General features: G+C 60.1%; 21 protein-coding genes. 16 read left to right on the top strand and 5 right to left on the bottom strand.

The annotated features are described in order from the left end of the window. Window positions 1–5: 5 nt before the first annotated feature. The gene (gene gltX / locus E3U23_RS08580; RefSeq protein WP_279351121.1) at window positions 6–1,361 is read left to right on the top strand and encodes a glutamate--tRNA ligase; all 1,356 of its coding nucleotides are present in this window, start codon (window positions 6–8) and stop codon (window positions 1,359–1,361) included. Here the strand turns inward: gltX and E3U23_RS08575 are convergent. Next, window positions 1,358–1,594: a GlsB/YeaQ/YmgE family stress response membrane protein gene (locus tag E3U23_RS08575; RefSeq protein ID WP_279350833.1), complete on the bottom strand. Its 237-nt coding sequence runs from the start codon at window positions 1,592–1,594 to the stop codon at window positions 1,358–1,360. The two genes, gltX and E3U23_RS08575, sit on opposite strands and share 4 nt — an antisense overlap. Window positions 1,595–1,716: 122 nt before the next feature. On the opposite strand from E3U23_RS08575, the gene E3U23_RS08570 reads away from it, so the two are divergent. From E3U23_RS08570 to E3U23_RS08560, 3 genes are all read left to right on the top strand, one after another. Further along, window positions 1,717–2,607 carry an alpha/beta fold hydrolase gene (locus tag E3U23_RS08570; protein WP_279350832.1) on the top strand — a complete coding sequence of 297 codons (891 nt, stop codon included), beginning with the start codon at window positions 1,717–1,719 and terminating at the stop codon, window positions 2,605–2,607. Window positions 2,608–3,075: 468 nt separating this feature from the next. Next, the gene (locus E3U23_RS08565) at window positions 3,076–5,091 is read left to right on the top strand and encodes a ribonucleoside-diphosphate reductase subunit alpha (RefSeq protein WP_279351120.1); all 2,016 of its coding nucleotides are present in this window, start codon (window positions 3,076–3,078) and stop codon (window positions 5,089–5,091) included. 23 nt (window positions 5,092–5,114) lie between these two features. Next, the gene (locus tag E3U23_RS08560; RefSeq protein ID WP_279350831.1) at window positions 5,115–5,279 is read left to right on the top strand and encodes a hypothetical protein; all 165 of its coding nucleotides are present in this window, start codon (window positions 5,115–5,117) and stop codon (window positions 5,277–5,279) included. A gap of 39 nt (window positions 5,280–5,318) precedes the next feature. Here E3U23_RS08560 and E3U23_RS08555 read toward each other — a convergent pair whose 3' ends face one another. The 3 genes from E3U23_RS08555 to E3U23_RS08545 form a co-directional block, all read right to left on the bottom strand. After that, window positions 5,319–6,533: a GGDEF domain-containing protein gene (locus tag E3U23_RS08555; RefSeq protein WP_279350830.1), complete on the bottom strand. Its 1,215-nt coding sequence runs from the start codon at window positions 6,531–6,533 to the stop codon at window positions 5,319–5,321. Between the two features lie 131 nt (window positions 6,534–6,664). Continuing rightward, window positions 6,665–6,904: a DUF2171 domain-containing protein gene (locus tag E3U23_RS08550; RefSeq protein WP_279350829.1), complete on the bottom strand. Its 240-nt coding sequence runs from the start codon at window positions 6,902–6,904 to the stop codon at window positions 6,665–6,667. A gap of 66 nt (window positions 6,905–6,970) precedes the next feature. After that, entirely contained in the window at window positions 6,971–7,273 is a 303-nt protein-coding gene (locus E3U23_RS08545; protein WP_279350828.1) for a hypothetical protein, read from the bottom strand. A 159-nt stretch (window positions 7,274–7,432) separates the two neighbouring features. On the opposite strand from E3U23_RS08545, the gene E3U23_RS08540 reads away from it, so the two are divergent. From E3U23_RS08540 to E3U23_RS08530, 3 genes are read left to right on the top strand one after another with little or no spacing between them, the layout of a single operon-like run. Beyond that, window positions 7,433–8,482, top strand: coding sequence for a ribonucleotide-diphosphate reductase subunit beta (locus E3U23_RS08540; protein ID WP_279350827.1), 1,050 nt, complete (start codon window positions 7,433–7,435; stop codon window positions 8,480–8,482). A 51-nt stretch (window positions 8,483–8,533) separates the two neighbouring features. Then, window positions 8,534–9,415 (top strand): DUF4747 family protein, encoded by an 882-nt coding sequence (locus E3U23_RS08535; protein WP_279350826.1) that lies wholly within the window; start codon window positions 8,534–8,536, stop codon window positions 9,413–9,415. Between the two features lie 3 nt (window positions 9,416–9,418). After that, on the top strand, window positions 9,419–9,970 hold the full coding sequence (locus E3U23_RS08530; protein ID WP_279350825.1) for a hypothetical protein: 552 nt from the start codon (window positions 9,419–9,421) through the stop codon (window positions 9,968–9,970). Here the strand turns inward: E3U23_RS08530 and E3U23_RS08525 are convergent. Further along, the gene (locus E3U23_RS08525) at window positions 9,967–10,116 is read right to left on the bottom strand and encodes a hypothetical protein (RefSeq protein ID WP_279350824.1); all 150 of its coding nucleotides are present in this window, start codon (window positions 10,114–10,116) and stop codon (window positions 9,967–9,969) included. The genes E3U23_RS08530 and E3U23_RS08525 overlap by 4 nt on opposite strands. A 116-nt stretch (window positions 10,117–10,232) precedes the next feature. Here E3U23_RS08525 and E3U23_RS08520 point away from each other — a divergent pair, with 116 nt between their 5' ends. From E3U23_RS08520 to folD, 9 genes are all read left to right on the top strand, one after another. Then, window positions 10,233–10,529: a DUF1294 domain-containing protein gene (locus tag E3U23_RS08520; protein ID WP_279350823.1), complete on the top strand. Its 297-nt coding sequence runs from the start codon at window positions 10,233–10,235 to the stop codon at window positions 10,527–10,529. 281 nt (window positions 10,530–10,810) lie between these two features. Continuing rightward, a complete protein-coding gene (locus E3U23_RS08515) occupies window positions 10,811–11,320 on the top strand; it encodes a hypothetical protein (protein WP_279350822.1) in 510 nt (169 codons plus the stop codon). A gap of 13 nt (window positions 11,321–11,333) precedes the next feature. After that, window positions 11,334–11,654 carry a PRC-barrel domain-containing protein gene (locus E3U23_RS08510; protein WP_279350821.1) on the top strand — a complete coding sequence of 107 codons (321 nt, stop codon included), beginning with the start codon at window positions 11,334–11,336 and terminating at the stop codon, window positions 11,652–11,654. Window positions 11,655–11,980: 326 nt separating this feature from the next. After that, window positions 11,981–13,600 carry a TadE/TadG family type IV pilus assembly protein gene (locus tag E3U23_RS08505; RefSeq protein WP_279350820.1) on the top strand — a complete coding sequence of 540 codons (1,620 nt, stop codon included), beginning with the start codon at window positions 11,981–11,983 and terminating at the stop codon, window positions 13,598–13,600. Further along, on the top strand, window positions 13,597–14,214 hold the full coding sequence (locus E3U23_RS08500; protein WP_279350819.1) for a TadE/TadG family type IV pilus assembly protein: 618 nt from the start codon (window positions 13,597–13,599) through the stop codon (window positions 14,212–14,214). The genes E3U23_RS08505 and E3U23_RS08500 overlap by 4 nt, the downstream gene beginning before the upstream one ends. Next, window positions 14,207–14,833, top strand: coding sequence for a TadE/TadG family type IV pilus assembly protein (locus tag E3U23_RS08495; RefSeq protein ID WP_279350818.1), 627 nt, complete (start codon window positions 14,207–14,209; stop codon window positions 14,831–14,833). Before E3U23_RS08500 ends, E3U23_RS08495 begins: the two co-directional genes overlap by 8 nt. Window positions 14,834–14,914: 81 nt before the next feature. Next, window positions 14,915–15,802 (top strand): acetylglutamate kinase, encoded by an 888-nt coding sequence (gene argB / locus E3U23_RS08490; RefSeq protein ID WP_279350817.1) that lies wholly within the window; start codon window positions 14,915–14,917, stop codon window positions 15,800–15,802. Between the two features lie 85 nt (window positions 15,803–15,887). Then, window positions 15,888–16,181, top strand: coding sequence for a YggT family protein (locus tag E3U23_RS08485; RefSeq protein ID WP_279350816.1), 294 nt, complete (start codon window positions 15,888–15,890; stop codon window positions 16,179–16,181). Next, entirely contained in the window at window positions 16,178–17,071 is an 894-nt protein-coding gene (gene folD, locus E3U23_RS08480; protein WP_279350815.1) for a bifunctional methylenetetrahydrofolate dehydrogenase/methenyltetrahydrofolate cyclohydrolase FolD, read from the top strand. Before E3U23_RS08485 ends, folD begins: the two co-directional genes overlap by 4 nt. Window positions 17,072–17,108 lie beyond the last annotated feature (37 nt).

The raw sequence follows: 17,108 nt of genomic DNA, 5'->3' as shown, positions 1-17,108 counted from the left end.
GCATCATGACCGTTACCACCCGTTTCGCCCCTTCGCCGACCGGCCGGCTACATGTCGGCAATATTCGTACCGCACTCCATAACTGGATGCTCGCGAAGCAAGCCGGGGGGCGTTTCCTGTTGCGGATCGACGATACCGACGCTGCGCGCAGCCGCGAGGAGTTCGTCGAAATAATCCGCTACGATCTCGCATGGCTGCGGATCGAACCGGACGGGGAAGAGCGGCAGTCGGCGCGACTGGAAATATACGAGGCCGCGTTCGATGCCTTGCGCGAAGCGGGCCGTATCTATCCCGCCTTCGAAAGCGCGCAGGAACTGGAACTCAAGCGCAAGGTCGCCCTCGGGAGGGGGCTGCCACCGATCTACGACCGCGCGGCCCTTTCACTGAGCGACGAGGAGATCGCGGAGAAGAAAGCGGGCGGCGAGGCGCCGCATTGGCGCTTCAAGCTCGATCACGGCGAGCGCATCGAGTGGGACGACGGCGTTCGCGGCAAGCAGGCTTTCGATGCCGCGCAACTTTCCGATCCGGTCATCCGCCGGGCCGACGGCAGCTGGCTCTACATGCTGCCGAGCGCGGTGGACGATCTTGACATGGGCATCACCGATGTGCTGCGCGGCGAAGATCATGTGTCCAATACAGCCGTGCAAATTCAGATGTTTACCGCACTTATTGCTGCGCGCTATTCCTCGCAGCAAATGCCGCGTTTCGCCCATGAAGCGCTGCTGGTCGGGCGGGAGGGCAAGCTTTCCAAACGGCTCGGTTCGCTCGGCTGCGATGCGTTTCGCGAGCGCGGGATCGAGCCCGAAGCCATCCTCGCCCTGCTCGCGCGGCTGGGTACCTCGCAGCCCGTCGAACCCATCGTGGATCGCAGCGCGCTGATCGAAACGTTCGACCTCGCCACTTTCGGGCGCGCGCCCGCCAAATTCGACGATGCCGAGCTCGACCGGTTGAATGCGGCGATCGTCCACCAACTCGATTATGCCGAGGTGGCGGGCAGGCTGCCGGACGGGATGGACGAGGCCGGCTGGCATGCCATCCGCCCGAACCTCACCACGGTCGGTGAAGCGAGCGATTGGTGGGGCCTGGTTACGGGTCCGGTAGACACGCCGGCATTCGAAGACGACGACAGGGCCTATCTGGCAGAAGCCAAGGCGACGCTGAACACGCTTGAGTGGTCGCCCGAAATTTGGCGCGATCTTACGGCCGCGCTCAAGGAGCGGACGGGCCGGAAGGGCAAGCCGCTGTTCCTGCCGCTACGCCGCGCGCTGACGGGCCGCGATCACGGCCCGGACATGGGAGAATTGCTGCCCCTTATCGGGCAGGAACGCGCAGTGCGCCGGCTGGACCGCGCGGCGGCTTAAAGGAATACGCGGCCCAGCAGGATCAGGGCCATCGCACCCAATATGCTGGCGAGGCAGCCTGCACGGTGCACGCCGGGCCGACCGCGATGGACCACGAGCCCGGCAAGAAGCGAACCGCCGACGCCCAGCAGGATCGTCATGAAGAAGCCCATATCGACCTCGCCCGGATAGAAGAACCGTGCGAGCGCCCCGACGATGAGCCCGGTGATGACCGCCCCGATGATGTTCAGCATTCGTCGCCTTCCCTGATTGCGTATGTGTTGCCTGCCATAACCTGCAACCTGCGAAAACGTGCCGCACCGATGGACAGGGCAGTCCTCGCCATGCTTTGATGCCGCGGTACAGGGAGACGACCATGCCAAAGGCCAAAGCGAACGGGATCGAGTTACATTACGAGGAGGGCGGCGATCCGTCCGCACCCGCCATGCTGCTGGTCATGGGGTTTGGTGCGCAGCTGACTCTATGGCCGGACGAGTTGGTCGATGCGCTGGCGGACGAAGGTTTCCGCGTTATTCGCTATGACAATCGCGATATCGGACTTTCGGAAAAGTTCGACGGGATGAAAGCGCCTGGCCCGATCAAGCTGACGCTGCTTTCCAAAATCGGTCTCAAGCCAAAGGTCCCCTACACGCTTGCCGACATGGCCAAGGATGGGGTCGGCCTGCTCGATGCGCTCGGTATCGAAAAAGCGCACATCGTGGGCGCTAGCATGGGCGGAATGATCGCCCAGCATATGGCGGCAAAGTATCCCGCGCGTTGCCTCAGCTTCACACAGGTTTTCTCCACCACCGGCAATCCCAAGCTGCCGCAGGCGAAGAAGGAAGCGCTGAATGCGCTCGTCACCCGTCCGAAAAGCGAGGACGAGGCGGCGCTGATCGATCACGGCATGATGCTGGCGCGCACGATTGGTAGCCCCGCTTATCCAACCGAGGATGGCCGCTTGCGCGAGCGGGTGGAGGGGACGATCCGACGCAGTTATTATCCCGAAGGGCCTACCCGGCATCTCTCCGCGATCCTCGCTGATGGCGACCGCAGCAGAATGGTCCGTGATATCACCGTGCCCACGTTGGTGCTGCACGGCGAGGCCGATCCGCTGGTACCGTGCGAAGGCGGCCGAGATACGGCGGCCTGCATTCCGGGTGCAAAGATCAGGACCATTCCCGGCTGGGGGCACGACCTGCCGCTCGAACTGGTGGACGAGCTGGCTCGGGAAATCGCGTCCCACGCGAACGCGCATTCCGCATGAGGCGCTTCGCAGGATTACAAAATTACCGATCCCGATTCTTTCGATTCGTGGGCAGGAAGGCGGTTCGGCACCCGCAAAAATTTTTCCCCGCTTCGATGTTCGGGCTTGCGCAACCGAGAAGTGTAGGTCGCTCCACGCGTCGCAGTGTCTGGGCTGGGTAAGACACGAAGGCCTACTGCCCGCCGAACCCGTTAAAAATCCATAAACCCTCTTGCACGTGCCGACCTGCTGATTCAGTATCTAGTGGTCGGTTGGAGGGGTCCGACCACAAGACCTAGCGTTTCTGCTGAGACGGCCCATATATTACAGAGGCCTGATCGACGATGCCTGTGGGCAAATCGTGGAGAAGTTTTCGACCTCCGCAGGGGCGAACATGGTAGGCGAACGGCTCGCGGCGCGAGTCGAACGTAAATGGAACATTCGGGCGTTCGAAGCGCTCGATACGAACGCGAAAGCGGTGAGGGCATGATGGATTTCAAGAGCGGAGACGAGACGGCAATGGCATTCGAGACGGACACCGATAGCGACACTGCCGATACGCTGATCGCATCAAAGCCGCGCAAGGCGGACGCCAGTGCCGATCTGGTCGGCGAAAAGGCCGATGCCGCGCTCGCCGGCGCGATGACCGAAGTGCTCAAGGCCCAGAAGCAGGAGCCCGACAGCAAGAAGGTGCTCGACCGCCGCTTCGACGTGAAGACCGATGCCGCGCGCGATGCCCTCCTGACCGAATTCGGCAAGGAAACGCTGACCGATCGCTACCTGCTACCAGGCGAAAGCTACCAGGACCTGTTCGCCCGTGTCGCCGATTACTATGCCGACGATGCGGAGCATGCGCAGCGGCTTTACGACTACATCTCGAACCTGTGGTTCATGCCCGCGACGCCCGTCCTTTCGAACGGCGGCACCAATCGCGGCCTGCCGATTTCGTGCTATCTCAATTCGGTGGACGACAGCCTCGAAGGCATCGTCAATACCTGGAACGAGAATGTGTGGCTGGCCTCCAAGGGCGGCGGCATCGGCACCTATTGGGGCCATGTGCGCGGCATCGGCGAACCGGTGGGCCTCAACGGCAAGACCAGCGGGATCATCCCCTTCGTCCGCGTGATGGACAGCCTGACGCTGGCGATCAGCCAGGGTTCGCTGCGGCGCGGTTCGGCGGCGTGCTATCTCGATGTCAGCCACCCGGAAATCGAGGAGTTCCTCGAGATCCGCAAGCCCAGCGGCGATTTCAACCGCAAGGCACTGAACCTCCATCACGGCGTGCTGCTGTCCGACGAGTTTATGGAAAAGGTCCGCGCCGGCGAGGAATTCGACCTCGTATCGCCGCGCGACGGCAGCGTCCGCAAGACGGTGGATGCGCGCAGCCTGTTCCAGAAGCTCGTCGAAACGCGTCTGGCAACGGGCGAGCCCTACATCGTGTTTTCCGACACAGTGAACCGCATGATGCCCAAGCATCACCGCGAACTGGGCCTCAAGGTCTCGACCTCGAACCTGTGTAGCGAGATCACGCTTCCCACGGGCCGTGACCATCTCGGCAACGATCGCACCGCTGTATGCTGCCTTTCTTCCCTCAACCTTGAAAAGTGGGACGAGTGGAATGGCGACAAGCAGTTCGTGGAAGACATCATGCGCTTCCTCGACAACGTGCTGCAGGATTATATCGACCGCGCGCCCGACGAAATGGCTCGCGCCAAGTATTCCGCCATGCGCGAACGCTCGGTCGGCCTCGGCGTCATGGGCTTCCACTCCTTCCTCCAAGCCAAGAATATCGGCTTCGAAAGCCCGATGGCGAAGGTGTGGAACCTGAAGATGTTCAAGCATATCCAGTCGCGCGCCAGCGAGGCTTCGATGCTGCTCGCGCAGGAACGCGGCGCCTGCCCCGATGCCGAAGAAATGGGTGCGATGGAGCGGTTCAGCTGCAAGATGGCGATCGCGCCGACCGCCTCGATCAGCATCATCTGCGGCGGCACCAGCGCCTGCATCGAGCCGATCCCGGCAAACATCTACACCCACAAGACCCTGTCGGGCAGCTTCGTGGTGAAGAACCCGTATCTCGAAAAACTGCTCAAGAAGAAGAGCAAGGATTCGACCAACGTTTGGAACTCGATCCTGGAGAAGGGCGGCAGCGTCCAGCATCTCGATTTCCTCACACCGGACGAGAAGGCGACCTTCAAGACCAGCTTCGAGATCGACCAGCGCTGGCTCCTGGAATTCGCCGCCGATCGTGCGCCGTATATCGATCAGGCGCAGTCGCTGAACCTGTTCATTCCGGCCGATGTCGATAAGTGGGACTTGATGATGCTGCACTTCCAGGCGTGGGAGAAGGGCATCAAGTCGCTCTATTACCTTCGCTCCAAGAGCGTGCAGCGCGCCGGTTTCGCGGGCGGGGTGGAAGCGGACAATACCGCCGATGCCGCGAAATACGAGCTGACCGCGGGTATGGGCGAGCAGACCGATTACGAAGAATGCCTCGCCTGCCAGTAAGGCGGAACGGATAGGGCGGGACCATGCCGATCTATTTCGGAGTTGTGGTCCTCGCCCTGCTGACCTTCCTCGCCGTACTCCTCTCGCGGCGGCGACCTGAACCCGGCGCGACGCGTTGGCGCAGGACATCGATGCTGCTGGCGGCCCTGACTGTCGGCCTCGGTGTTTACGACCTTATCGTAGCTTAAAGCGGCCGACTGCAGTATCGTCGCCGGCCCTATTACAAGTTAGGCGGTCGTCTGACGGACAGGTTCGTAAGCGCGCTCCACCCGATTGCGACCGCGGTTCTTCGCCCGATACAACGCTTCGTCCGCGCGGGCGATCAAATCTCCCATATCGTCCTTCCCTCGCGACCGGGCCACGCCGATACTGGCAGTGATCGTGCTGGGGCGCTTCTGTCCGGTGGCGATCGGCAACGCGGCCAGCGCCATACGGATATCCTCCGCCATCGAAGGTCCGTCGCGCAGGTCGCATTCGCGGAAGAATGCCACGAACTCCTCACCGCCGAACCGGGCGACGTGGCCGCCGCATGCGAGCAGCTTGCGTTCGAGCAGGCGCGCGACTTCCATCAGGCAGCGATCGCCGGCCTGGTGCCCGTGCTTGTCGTTGAACGCCTTGAAGTGATCGATATCGATCATCAGCAAAGCGAGGGAATCGTTCGCCGCCTGCGCCATCTGGCGTTCAAACATCCGCTCCAGATTACGCCGGTTGGCGAGGCCGGTCAGCGGATCGCTCTCCGATAATTCGCGCAGCAGGGCATTGGTTTCTTCCAGTTCCTCGCGGTCGAACCGCTGTTGCAGGCCGTAGAGGAATTCGCGCGATTCCAGCCGCCAGGTCCGCCGCGCCAGAAGCACGCCGCCGATCCCGGCGGTGATGCAGGCGACGATGTGCTGCGAGACGATGATCACCGGAAAGGCGGCGGGATAGAGGGTGGCCGCCCACGTGCCGAGGCAGAAGATCAGCGCGGCGCGGATCTTTTCCGCGACGGTAAAGGGCAGGATCAGGAGGCCGATCAGCAGTGTGACGACGGTCGACATGCTGTAACGGACCATGTCGTCCGCCGAACCATGCGCCGCCACCCACATGGCGATCGCCCCGAAGATGGTCATGTTGACGGTGATCAGCGCCTTTGCTTCGCCGAGGCGAAGCTGTCGTACGAGGCGCAGGCCGAGCAAGGTCAGCGGCAACAGGATGGCGATGCGCAAGGCAAGCGCGGCCAGCGTGACCGACGGGGCGATGAGGGCGTCCGAAGCGCTCGCGGCGACGGCCAGCGCGAACCCAAGCTTCAACAGGAAGCCGAGCTCACCGGCGACGCTATCCCGCTTCTCCTCTTCCCAAACGCTGCGCAGGAGGGGCGGCCATTCGTGCAACATGGCCGGTTCTGCCAGCGCGGTGGCGATCATCCGGCGGAGTGGAGACAGGGTAGGGGAGGCCGGGACCATGCTGCATGGATACGGCGCAATGTGTTAACCCGACGCGCGTCGAAAAGGTAACGAACGACCTAACACGCAAACAAAAAGCCCCGCGATCCGGACGGGACCGCGGGGCTTTCCATTAATCGGGAAAGCTAGGTTTAGACCTGGCCCGCCTTGTTGCCGAGACCGGCAGGAATACGCGCGCCCTCCTTCAGGTAAATCCGATTGTCGTCGATCCGATCGACGTCTTCCAGCGAGATGAAGTGGTGAATATCGTCGCTGCTGTCCGACTTGGTCAGCTTGATCTTGTCGTCCTGCGTATCGTCGACCGTGCCGACGTGATTGCCGCTCGCGTCGGCGATTTCCATGTGTTCCTTGATGCGTAGCTTCTCGAACATTGCGTGTCCTTCGTATGAGAGTGAATATGACTGGTTAACGGATGCGCCCCGCTATCCGTTCCGCGTTCAGTCCTTGCCGAGCGGGCGGTTGGCATCGCCCATCGCGCGCTCGTCCGGCCGGTCGGAGGTTTCGGCGGGACGTGCTTCCTTGGCGCCGTCCTTCTTCGCCGCGTCCTGCTCGCTCGTGCCCTGCTCGGTCTGTGCATTGCCGTAGCCGCCCTGCGCCTTGCCGGCCTCGTCCTCGGTCAGCTTGCCGCCTTCGTTCTGGACCTGATCGATCTCGCGCCAGGTCTTGTGATCGTTGCCGACATCGCCGGACTCCTGCCCGGCATGGACCTTGCGGCTGTCTTTCGGTTCGTACTCGCCCATCGTATCGTCTCCATCGGTGTGTGCTGATGATACGGACGGCGGCGCATACCCGTTCCGCGATCCACCGCTTATCCCCGCCGAATCGTCCCCTTATGCCTTCGTTTTGCGGGCATGAATCCCTATATGAGTCGTTCACGCGAATTCTGAGGGAACCACAACATGTCGCTGCTCGAAGCCCGCAAGACCTACAAGCCGTTCGAATATCCGTGGGCGTACGAGTTCTGGAAACGCCAGCAGCAGATTCACTGGATGCCCGAGGAAGTGCCGCTGGGCGAGGATTGCCGCGACTGGGCGCAGAAGCTGTCCGAGCACGAGCGCAACCTCCTCACCCAGATCTTCCGCTTCTTCACGCAGGCCGACGTCGAGGTGCAGGATTGCTACCACGACAAATACGGCCGCGTGTTCAAGCCGACCGAGATCAAGATGATGCTCACCGCCTTCTCCAACATGGAGACGGTGCACATCGCCGCCTATTCCCATTTGCTCGACACGATCGGGATGCCGGAAAGCGAATATTCGGCCTTCCTCGATTACGAGGAAATGGCGGACAAACACAATTACATGCAGCAGTTCGGCGTCGACAACGACGAGGACATCGCCCGCACGCTCGCCATGTTCGGCGCGTTCACGGAAGGGATGCAGCTGTTCGCCAGCTTCGCCATGCTGATGAACTTCCCGCGCTTCAACAAGATGAAGGGCATGGGCCAGATCGTCAGCTGGTCGGTCCGCGACGAATCGCTGCACTGCGAAGGCATCGTGCGCATGTTCCACGAATTCGTGCGCGAGCGCGATTGCCTGACCAAGGCGGTCAAGGAAGACATCATCGACATCTGCCAGAAGACGGTGCGGCTGGAGGACAACTTCATCGACCTCGCCTTCGAGATGGGCCCGGTGAGCGGGATGACCGCGAAGGACATCAAGAAATACATCCGCTACATCGCCGACTGGCGGCTGGGCCAGCTGGGCCTGCAGCCGCTCTACATGATCGACGACCACCCGCTGCCGTGGCTCACCCCGCTGCTCAACGGCGTGGAGCATGCCAACTTCTTCGAAACCCGCGCAACCGAATATTCCAAGGGCGCGACCAAGGGCAACTGGCAGGACGTGTGGTCGAGTTTCGACAAGCGCCGCAAGGCCAAGCCCGCGAACGAGGAAGTGGCGGAGAGCGACGGTCCGGGGCTGTTCGGTGAGGTTGAGGCGGCGGAGTGACCTTCTGTGCGCATCGCATGAGATGACAAATCCGAAAACTGGGGGGCGCATTTGGCTCAAGAGCAGAAGTTAGCGGTTAGTGCATTAAATGTACGCATCGTTGATAAAGATAAGAGAGACTATGAAGCTCTTTTCCGCTCGCTTCTGCGCCAGCGTCGTCCGGTGCGAGTTTACAATAACGATTATCTTATTCTAACATCCTTTGGTAATTCAGGGGTCGATCGGATGCGCCTTCAGGGCGCGCTGGGTCGCTTCACTGATATCCCTGAAGACGCAGATTGGTTGGACACCAACAGTCTTGAAGAGGCTGACGATGACGATAAGGCGGCAATCCACATTCCAGAGAACCTAAAGCCGAATTACGAAGCATTTTACTGTGGTTTGTTCGTTCAAGAACATATTTTTACATTCGAGACGTTTTCGGACTCAGAAAGACTATCCCCACGCCATGTACTAAAATGGCTCAGAGAAGCCACAAAATCCTCACGAACCCTTGAAAGATTTGGCCCCGTAGAGGTTGATCTTATCCCTGACTATGGTGTCCTTGACCGTATCTTAGAGTCGGAAACGCTTCGAAGAATAGAAATTACGATCCGTAAGCCAAACCCCGACGAATTAACCGCGCTCCAATTCGATGCAGTTGAGGCACGCCTGACGTCATTGAACGCTCGCGAGGAGAAGATCGAATACAAATCGCAAGAAGACGGCTACCTGAATCTCGATGAAAAGACTGAGGCATTAGCTAAGGTAGGAGCTGAAAATGGGAGCGTGGAAGGCCATTTGCAGGAGGATGGGGCGATGAAAACCATAAGAACGGCAAACCACCCGATGCAAATGCAGGAGATGTTCGATCCCGACGAGGTGTCCGGTATCTCTAAATTTATATCTCTCGCTCTTCGCCTTGTTGCAAGAGTCCGCGAGAATCGAGCCTAAGCCGTGCTGGCCAATCTCAAAGAGATTTTCATTCTCTATGGAGGTTGGAAAGCTTTTCGCAGTTCCTCCTACGTCATAATCTCAATGTTTTTAAGCTTTCTCCTATGGCGAGATGCTGTCTCTGGCGCGTGGAGTCGTACAATTGCAGATTACCTGCCGCCGGTATTAGGGTTTTCTTTTGCGGCTTTGGCTATCCTGACAGCAATAGGAGACGATCAATTTCGTCGTAAAATGTCGAAGATTGATGTGATTACCAAAGGCGAGTCGGACCTGACAACTATTACCGCAAATTTTTGTTGGTTTATCGTCGTACAGATATTTGCTGTATTACTCGCTATATTCTTCTCTGCAAAGCCTGTTCCTTATTTCTGTAATTTAACGATCTATGTTGGCGAATGTCAATTCGCGTTTAAGACGACTAACATGCTATTTGGACTTTTAGGTAATTTTCTTCTTGTTTATGCTATCCTATTGATTGTGGCTGCTATCAGCCAGATGATGAATGTGTTTCGGCTTTACCTTCGGTCTCTTCCGACCGATGAGAATAGCAACTAACACCACCCCTGCCGCCCAAGCCAATAGTACCGCCGCGCGTCGCCATAGGCTATCATAAAGTCCGCCAGCGCCTCGCTGGTTCCGTCCGGCGCCTTGCGGGTGATGATCCTGAGTTCGCAGCCGCAGCGGTCCGTCGGGTCATCCATCTGGGCAGTCATCGTGAAGGGGCCGTGATTGAGCTAGCCGAGAGCACCGAACGGGTAGCGTGGTCTTAATCATTCCACGCTACGCGAAACTATCCGCCAATCCCGGTCCAGAACCCATGCCAACGCTCGAACTGCTCGCCTACTACCTTACCGCGATAAATTTCGCGGCCTTCGCAGCCTTCGGGATCGACAAGGCGCGGGCGGAGGGTGCCGGTCCGCGTCGGGGCAAGCGGCGCACGAGCGAGTCCGATCTGCTTACGCTCGCCCTCGTCGGCGGCACGCTCGGCGCCTATAGCGGGCGGGCGGTCTTCCGGCACAAGACACGCAAGCAGCCTTTCTCCACCCAGCTTCACGTCATCGCGATCTTTCAGGCAGCGTCACTGGCAGGTCTGGCGCTGTATTCGTTCCTCTGACGGCTGGCGTTCCGGCTGCGCGTTTTTTGATTTGCGAACCCGCATCTGCGGGTTCGTCCTCGGCGCTGTTCCTTCGCTTCGCTGCGGGCGCCTGCGGGCGGGCGGTCGCCCTTGCGGTCCGCTGGTCGCGGACCGGGCAAGCGCGACCTTCTCCGTAGGTCTTTCTCACTGCCATTCTCAGGTTTGCGGAACAACGCTGCCCTGCAACCCGCTGGTCTCCCATCGGTTGACCGAAACCTGCCGTACAGGGCGGCGGGCGGCTTCCGAGAGGAGAACCCGTAATGGCAGACATTCCCGTAGAGAAGAAATCCTCCACCAGCTGGATCTGGTGGGTGCTGCTGATACTGGGCATCCTCGCCCTTCTGTGGTGGCTGTTCGCGGCGAACGACGACGAGGCGGTCGATTATGCCGCGACCGAGACCGATACCGTGGCCGCCGATACGCAGACCAATCCCGAAGGCGAAGTCATCACCACGCTCGCCGCGCTTTCGGGCGGCACCGCACTGGTCGGGCGGCAGGTCCGCCTCGATAGCGTGGCCGTGAACGAAGTGGTGGGCGATGAAGGCTTCACCGTCGGCGAAGGCGCGAACGAGACGCTGGTGATGTTCGACGAATATCCCACGCCCGATACGCCCACCGAGGGCCAGGTCGACGTGAACCCCGGTTCGAACGTCTCGATCGAAGGCATGGTCGAGAATTACGAAGGCGATGTTCCGACATCGGTCAGCCAGGAAGTCCGCGACAATTCGCAAATCATGATCCGCGCATCGAGCGTGAACGTCGTAAACTGAAAGAGGATAGACAATGACCCATCACGACAATCACAACAGCGATCTCGATAGCGACCGGTTCGGCAAGCTCGAAAGCCTGTCGGACTGGCAATTGGTCAACGAGGATCAAGACATTCGCGGCTATCCCGTCCGCTCCGCCACCGGCGAGGAATACGGCAAGGTCGAGGACATGCTGGTCGACAAGGACGGCGAGCACGTGCTGGCCCTCCGCCTGACCGACGGGCGCACGGTGCCGGTCGACAATATCGACATTCACAGCGACCACGTGATCTACCGGGATGCGGCTGCCGCCTCGCCCGCAAGCTACACCAGAGTGCGCCGCCGCACGGTGTGATTTTGGCAAGCTTTAAGAAGGGGGGCGTCGGCGTGGGTCGGCGCCCCTTTTTGCGTGGCGACGACGGGGGCTGCGCCTTTCCTACGGTGGCGTCGCGCGCGTAGGGCGGATCGGGGAAAGGGCGCGCGCGGGGGCCGGCGGTTTTCGTCCCTTGGACCGTGTTCCATGTGTTCCATCGGGTAGGACCTGGCGAGGGGCGGGTCCGACATTCGTCCAACACGCATGGGGCGGCCCCGCCCGCAAGACTTCGTTAACCACATCCGGCGGGGAAATTCTCAACCTCTTTGGCCCACCTTCGCAGAGTTATTCACTTCGCGCAGGGCCTTATGAAGAACTTTCTCAAGCAGATTCGCGACGATGTGAGCGGCAACGCCCTCATGATTTTCGCCGGCGCCCTCGTCCCGATGCTGATGACCATCGGCACCGCCGTCGACCTCTCGGTCGCCTACATGGCCAAGGCGAAACTGCAGAACGCCTGCGACGCGGCCGCCCTCGCCGGGCGGCAGATCATGCAGGGGACGAACTTCGATAACAGCGTCAAGCAGGAAGCGAACAAGTTCTTCAATTTCAACTTTCCGGAAGGCACGCTCGGGACCGAGGACCTGGTTTTCAGGATCAGTCAGGATCAGGATCTGGCGCAGATCAATGGCTCCGCCAGCGTAACCGTACCGACTCCTTTGATGTCCATATTCGGCTTTGACGAAGCCGATGTTTCGGTCGCCTGCGACGCGACGCGCGATTTCGGTAACAACGACGTGATGCTTGTCCTCGACGTGACCGGCTCGATGCTGGAGCCCCCCAGTGCAATCGGCGGGATATCCAAGATCGAACGGCTACGTAAAGGGGCAATGGGCCTGTACCGTGCGCTTGACGATACCTTGGCCGGAGCAACTACGCGATATGGCATCGTGCCCTATTCCCACACAGTCAATGTCGGTCGAATGCTGAATGATCGGGATATCATCGATCGCCAACTATACGTCGATGGCACCTGGCGGTTCACGGATTGCAAGCGCCCATATTCGAATTGGTACTGCGAGACAGTCGTTCAGGAAAACAAGCCGCCTCCGGCTGGGTATTACAATGGTGATCGAGGGTATCGTTACGCTGCCGAATTCATTCCGGGAGAGAAGCGGTTTGCAGCCAACATCTCGAAATGGCGTAGCAAAAGTGCATTCCGGACGAGTGGTGATGGGTGTATCGAAGAGCGCTCGTCGATCGGCAACGGCGACACACCGATCCGGATCGGGAATAGTGTCTCGACCAACGATATCGATCTTCGTGCACGCACCGACAACGACACGGAGCGGCAGTTCGGGCGCTACGACAGCGCGAGAACGGATTCCTCACGTCACGAAAACGACGGTTCGGCGACAAGCGGGGGAACAGCTTTCTGGAACATCGGGAATCGATGGATCCAGACCGGCTGCCCAAGTGAGGCAACGCATTTCCTTACTTATGGAAGCGAAAACGACTTCAAAACTGCTATAAATAATGCAACTGCCCGAGTAACGGGCGGCACTTATCACGATATCGGTATGCTTTGGGGGGCGCGCTTAATTTCGCGGACCGGATTCTTTGCCAGTCTAAACCCTGAAGAACGCAATAATTTTCCTGTCGACCAACATATCGTCTTCATGACCGACGGTGCTCTCGACACTGGCGAAACCCTTTATTCCGCTTTCGGTATCCAGGCTTTGCAAAACCGCATGCGGGGGAGCGGGACACTCGACGACATCCACATCTCGCGTTTCCAGTCGATCTGCAACATCGTTCGTGCGCGCGGCGTGACCGTCTGGGTGATCGCCTTGGATGAGGACAACACTGACGACATTGCACGCTGCGCGACGAGCCCCGCGCATTTCTGGACATCCGACGGATCCGATCTTGAACAGGTCTTCGAAACGATCGGTCGTGGTATCGGAAACTTGAGGTTGACGCGATGACCCTTCTTTCAAAACCGCTTCGGCGCTTTGCTCAGGACGAGTCCGGCGTCACAATCGTCGAATTCGCACTCATCGCCCTGCCAATGCTGGTGATGGTAATTGGCGGCCTCGATTTCGGTTATCAAAGCTACCTGCGTGCGATGATGCAGGGTTCGCTCAACGATGCTGCGCGTACTGCATCAGTCGAGAACCCGATCATCGGTGTCGATGGCGATAGTATCGAAGAGCAAGTCGAGAACATGATCCGGGCAAGCGTGGTGGCGCCCGGTTCGGAGATCAAGGTTACACAGAAAAGCTATTTCGACTTCTCCGATATCGGCAATCCGGAGCGGTTGATGACCGACCATAATGAAAATGGGAAGTTTGATGCGAGCGATGGCGATTGCTGGGAGGATGCAAACGGCAACGGACAATACGATCTGGATGCGGGATCATCAGGAAATCGCGGCGCGAACGACGTGGTGTTTTATACTGCGACTCTGACAATGCCGCGCCTCTTTCCCGTCCATGCCTTTCTTCCTTCCGTGCCGGACGAACTTTCGTACAGCTTTCAGACGGCTGTGCGCAACCAGCCCTATGACGATCAGGTCGCACCGGGGGTGATTTGTGCGTAAGCTTTTGAGGATTTCGCGTAACGAGGATGGCGTCGCACTGATCGAGTTTGCGATGGCTGTTCCATTGTTCCTGACTCTCGTTCTGACGGGTCTCGAACTCGCCAATCTTGCATTGAGCCATATGCGAGTGAGCCAGATGGCAATGAGCGTTGCCGATAACGCTGGTCGTGTTACCGCCGGTATCGACGAAGCAAATATTCATGAGGTTTTCGCCGGTGCGGAAGTGATTGGCGAAGGTCTGAACTTCAAACCACATGGCCGGATGGTTCTGTCGTCGCTGGAAGATAACCGGCAAACCAACGATGCTAGACGCGGGCAGACGATCAGATGGCAACGGTGCTGGGGCGAGGACCGCGCGGTCAAACCCGCTTACGGGAAAGAAGGCGATGGCGCGAATAATGCATCCCTCAAGGACGGTCTCGGATCAGGGGCACGAATAACGGCTGCGACGGGAACTGCGGTGATGTTCGTCGAGGTCGAATACAAATATCAGCCCCTCGTCTCGACGGCATTTTTCGATCCTCCGACGATCCGGTACGAAAGCGCATTCAACGTTCGTGGTCGGCAGAACAATGCCCTGAGCAATACGCAGGGTCTGACCGTTTACCGCTGCACCTGACGGAAATTATCCGATGATGCTGGCGCGTGGATAGTCGGGTCGATATGGCGCGCGCGACCTAATCTCGCGAAGCAGACGTCTATGATACCCGACATCCATGCCAAAGCGGAAACGCTGATCGAGGCGTTGCCTTACTTTCAGCGCTATGCCGGGCGCACCTTCGTTGTGAAATACGGCGGCAACGCCATGGGCGACGAGCGGGCAGCTCGCGAATTCGCCGAGGATGTGGTGCTCTTGAAGGCGGTCGGCATCAATCCGGTGGTTGTCCACGGCGGCGGCCCGCAAATCGGCGCGATGTTGAGCAAGCTGGGCGTCGAAAGCCGCTTTGTTGATGGCCTGCGCGTCACCGACAAGGCGACGGCGGAGATCGCCGAAATGGTCCTCTCCGGTGCGATCAACAAGGCGATCGTCGGCTCGATTGCGAAGGCAGGGGGCAAGGCGGTGGGCCTTTCGGGCAAGGATGCCGGACTGGTGACCGCGCGCAAGCTGTCGCGCACCGTGAAGCACGAGGGCAGCGCGATCGAGGAAGTGCTGGACCTGGGCTTCGTCGGCGAACCGAGCGCGGTGGACGTCACGGTGCTGGAGACGACGGCGGCGGCGGGCATGATTCCGGTGGTCGCCCCGATCGGCGCAGGCGAGGACGGACATACCTACAACATCAACGCCGACACGATGGCGGGCGCGCTCGCCGCCGCGATCGGCGCGGCCCGCTTGCTGCTGCTGACCGACGTGAGCGGCGTGCTGGATGCGGACGGCGAGCTTCTTACCGATCTGACGCCTGCCGCCATCGCCAAGCTGCGGCGCGAGGGCACGATTACCGGCGGCATGATTCCCAAGCTCGAAACCTGCGTCCGGGCGGTGGAAGCAGGCTGCGAAGCGGCGGTGGTGCTCGATGGGCGGGTGCCGCACGCAATGTTGCTGGAATTCTTCACTGCCAGCGGGGCGGGTACGCTGATCCGCGCGGAATAGCGTTCATTCGGGGTTGGCGCTCGGCGTGCTACATGTGTAGGACGCTGACACTTTCACTCATGCAGGACGGAAACGGGTAGGGCCCATGCAAGCGCTCGTCGCAATTTATGACATCGTATCGATGATCGTGAACGTGTTGATCATGCTGATCATCATCCAGTTCGTGATCGGCCTGCTGTTCGCGTTCAACGTGGTCAGCCGCAACGAATTCTTGATGAGCTTCTACGAAGGTATCAACCGGCTGCTCGATCCGTTGCTGCGCCCTATTCGGCGGTTCCTGCCCAATACGGGCGCGATCGATTTTTCGCCCATCGTGCTGATCCTGGCGCTGAACGCCCTCCTCATCGTCCTCTCGAGCATCATTTCGGCCAGCGCATGACCGCCGAAATCATCGACGGGAAGGCTTTCGCCGCGAAGCTGCGCGAGCGTGTGGGCGAACAGGCCCACGCTTTTACTAAGGCTGCAGGCCGTAAGGCCGGCCTCGCCGTGGTGCTGGTCGGCGAGGATCCCGCAAGCCAGGTCTATGTTCGCTCCAAACACCGCGCGACGGTGGCGGCCGGCATGGAAAGCTACGAGCATCGTCTGTCCGCCGATACGGATGCGACAGAATTGTTGGTTCTCGTCGAACGGCTGAATAAGGACAATGCGGTAGACGGCATCCTCGTCCAGCTTCCTCTGCCGGACGGGATCGACGAGCAGGCGGTGATCGCGGCGATCAGTCCCGACAAGGACGTGGACGGTTTCCATGTCACCAATGCGGGACGGCTGGCGGTCGGGCAGAGCGGCTTCGTGCCCTGTACCCCGCTCGGCTGCATGATGCTCCTGACCGACCGGTTGGGCGATCTGTCAGGCTTGGAAGCGGTCGTGATCGGCCGCTCGAACATCGTCGGCAAGCCGATGGCGCAATTGCTGCTCGACGCGAACGCCACCATCACCATCGCGCACAGCCGCACGAAGGACCTGCCCGCAGTTGTGGGGCGCGCGGATATCGTCGTTGCCGCTGTGGGCCGGGCGGAGATGGTCAAGGCCGACTGGCTTAAGGACGGTGCGACCGTAATCGATGTCGGCATCAACCGCCTGCCGCCTGCCGAGGGGGAAGAGAAAGGCCGGCTGGTCGGCGACGTCGACTATGCCGGGGCCAAGGCGCGTGCTGGGGCGATCACGCCGGTACCGGGCGGCGTCGGCCCGATGACCATCGCGGTGCTGCTGCGCAATACGCTGGTCGCGGCCTACCGCAACGAAGGGCTGGAGCCGCCCGAGGATCTCTGACCGCGGCGTGGAACCGGCAGGGGCGGTCCTGCGCTAT

The organism is Erythrobacter litoralis (assembly GCF_029760855.1).
Taxonomy (GTDB): Bacteria; Pseudomonadota; Alphaproteobacteria; order Sphingomonadales; family Sphingomonadaceae; genus Qipengyuania; species Qipengyuania litoralis_A.
Note: the sequence above shows the minus strand (reverse complement) of the source record. Positions and strands in the feature narration are given on the sequence as shown.

What these genes read in the sequence shown, in the direction of transcription:
- gltX (WP_279351121.1), top strand. Translation starts at nt 6, where the DNA reads ATGACCGTTACCACCCGTTTCGCCCCTTCGCCGACCGGCCGGCTACAT.
- E3U23_RS08575 (WP_279350833.1), bottom strand. Translation starts at nt 1,594, where the DNA reads ATGCTGAACATCATCGGGGCGGTCATCACCGGGCTCATCGTCGGGGCG.
- E3U23_RS08570 (WP_279350832.1), top strand. Translation starts at nt 1,717, where the DNA reads ATGCCAAAGGCCAAAGCGAACGGGATCGAGTTACATTACGAGGAGGGC.
- E3U23_RS08565 (WP_279351120.1), top strand. Translation starts at nt 3,076, where the DNA reads ATGGATTTCAAGAGCGGAGACGAGACGGCAATGGCATTCGAGACGGAC.
- E3U23_RS08560 (WP_279350831.1), top strand. Translation starts at nt 5,115, where the DNA reads ATGCCGATCTATTTCGGAGTTGTGGTCCTCGCCCTGCTGACCTTCCTC.
- E3U23_RS08555 (WP_279350830.1), bottom strand. Translation starts at nt 6,533, where the DNA reads ATGGTCCCGGCCTCCCCTACCCTGTCTCCACTCCGCCGGATGATCGCC.
- E3U23_RS08550 (WP_279350829.1), bottom strand. Translation starts at nt 6,904, where the DNA reads ATGTTCGAGAAGCTACGCATCAAGGAACACATGGAAATCGCCGACGCG.
- E3U23_RS08545 (WP_279350828.1), bottom strand. Translation starts at nt 7,273, where the DNA reads ATGGGCGAGTACGAACCGAAAGACAGCCGCAAGGTCCATGCCGGGCAG.
- E3U23_RS08540 (WP_279350827.1), top strand. Translation starts at nt 7,433, where the DNA reads ATGTCGCTGCTCGAAGCCCGCAAGACCTACAAGCCGTTCGAATATCCG.
- E3U23_RS08525 (WP_279350824.1), bottom strand. Translation starts at nt 10,116, where the DNA reads ATGGATGACCCGACGGACCGCTGCGGCTGCGAACTCAGGATCATCACC.
- E3U23_RS08520 (WP_279350823.1), top strand. Translation starts at nt 10,233, where the DNA reads ATGCCAACGCTCGAACTGCTCGCCTACTACCTTACCGCGATAAATTTC.
- E3U23_RS08515 (WP_279350822.1), top strand. Translation starts at nt 10,811, where the DNA reads ATGGCAGACATTCCCGTAGAGAAGAAATCCTCCACCAGCTGGATCTGG.
- E3U23_RS08510 (WP_279350821.1), top strand. Translation starts at nt 11,334, where the DNA reads ATGACCCATCACGACAATCACAACAGCGATCTCGATAGCGACCGGTTC.
- E3U23_RS08505 (WP_279350820.1), top strand. Translation starts at nt 11,981, where the DNA reads ATGAAGAACTTTCTCAAGCAGATTCGCGACGATGTGAGCGGCAACGCC.
- E3U23_RS08500 (WP_279350819.1), top strand. Translation starts at nt 13,597, where the DNA reads ATGACCCTTCTTTCAAAACCGCTTCGGCGCTTTGCTCAGGACGAGTCC.
- argB (WP_279350817.1), top strand. Translation starts at nt 14,915, where the DNA reads ATGATACCCGACATCCATGCCAAAGCGGAAACGCTGATCGAGGCGTTG.
- E3U23_RS08485 (WP_279350816.1), top strand. Translation starts at nt 15,888, where the DNA reads ATGCAAGCGCTCGTCGCAATTTATGACATCGTATCGATGATCGTGAAC.
- folD (WP_279350815.1), top strand. Translation starts at nt 16,178, where the DNA reads ATGACCGCCGAAATCATCGACGGGAAGGCTTTCGCCGCGAAGCTGCGC.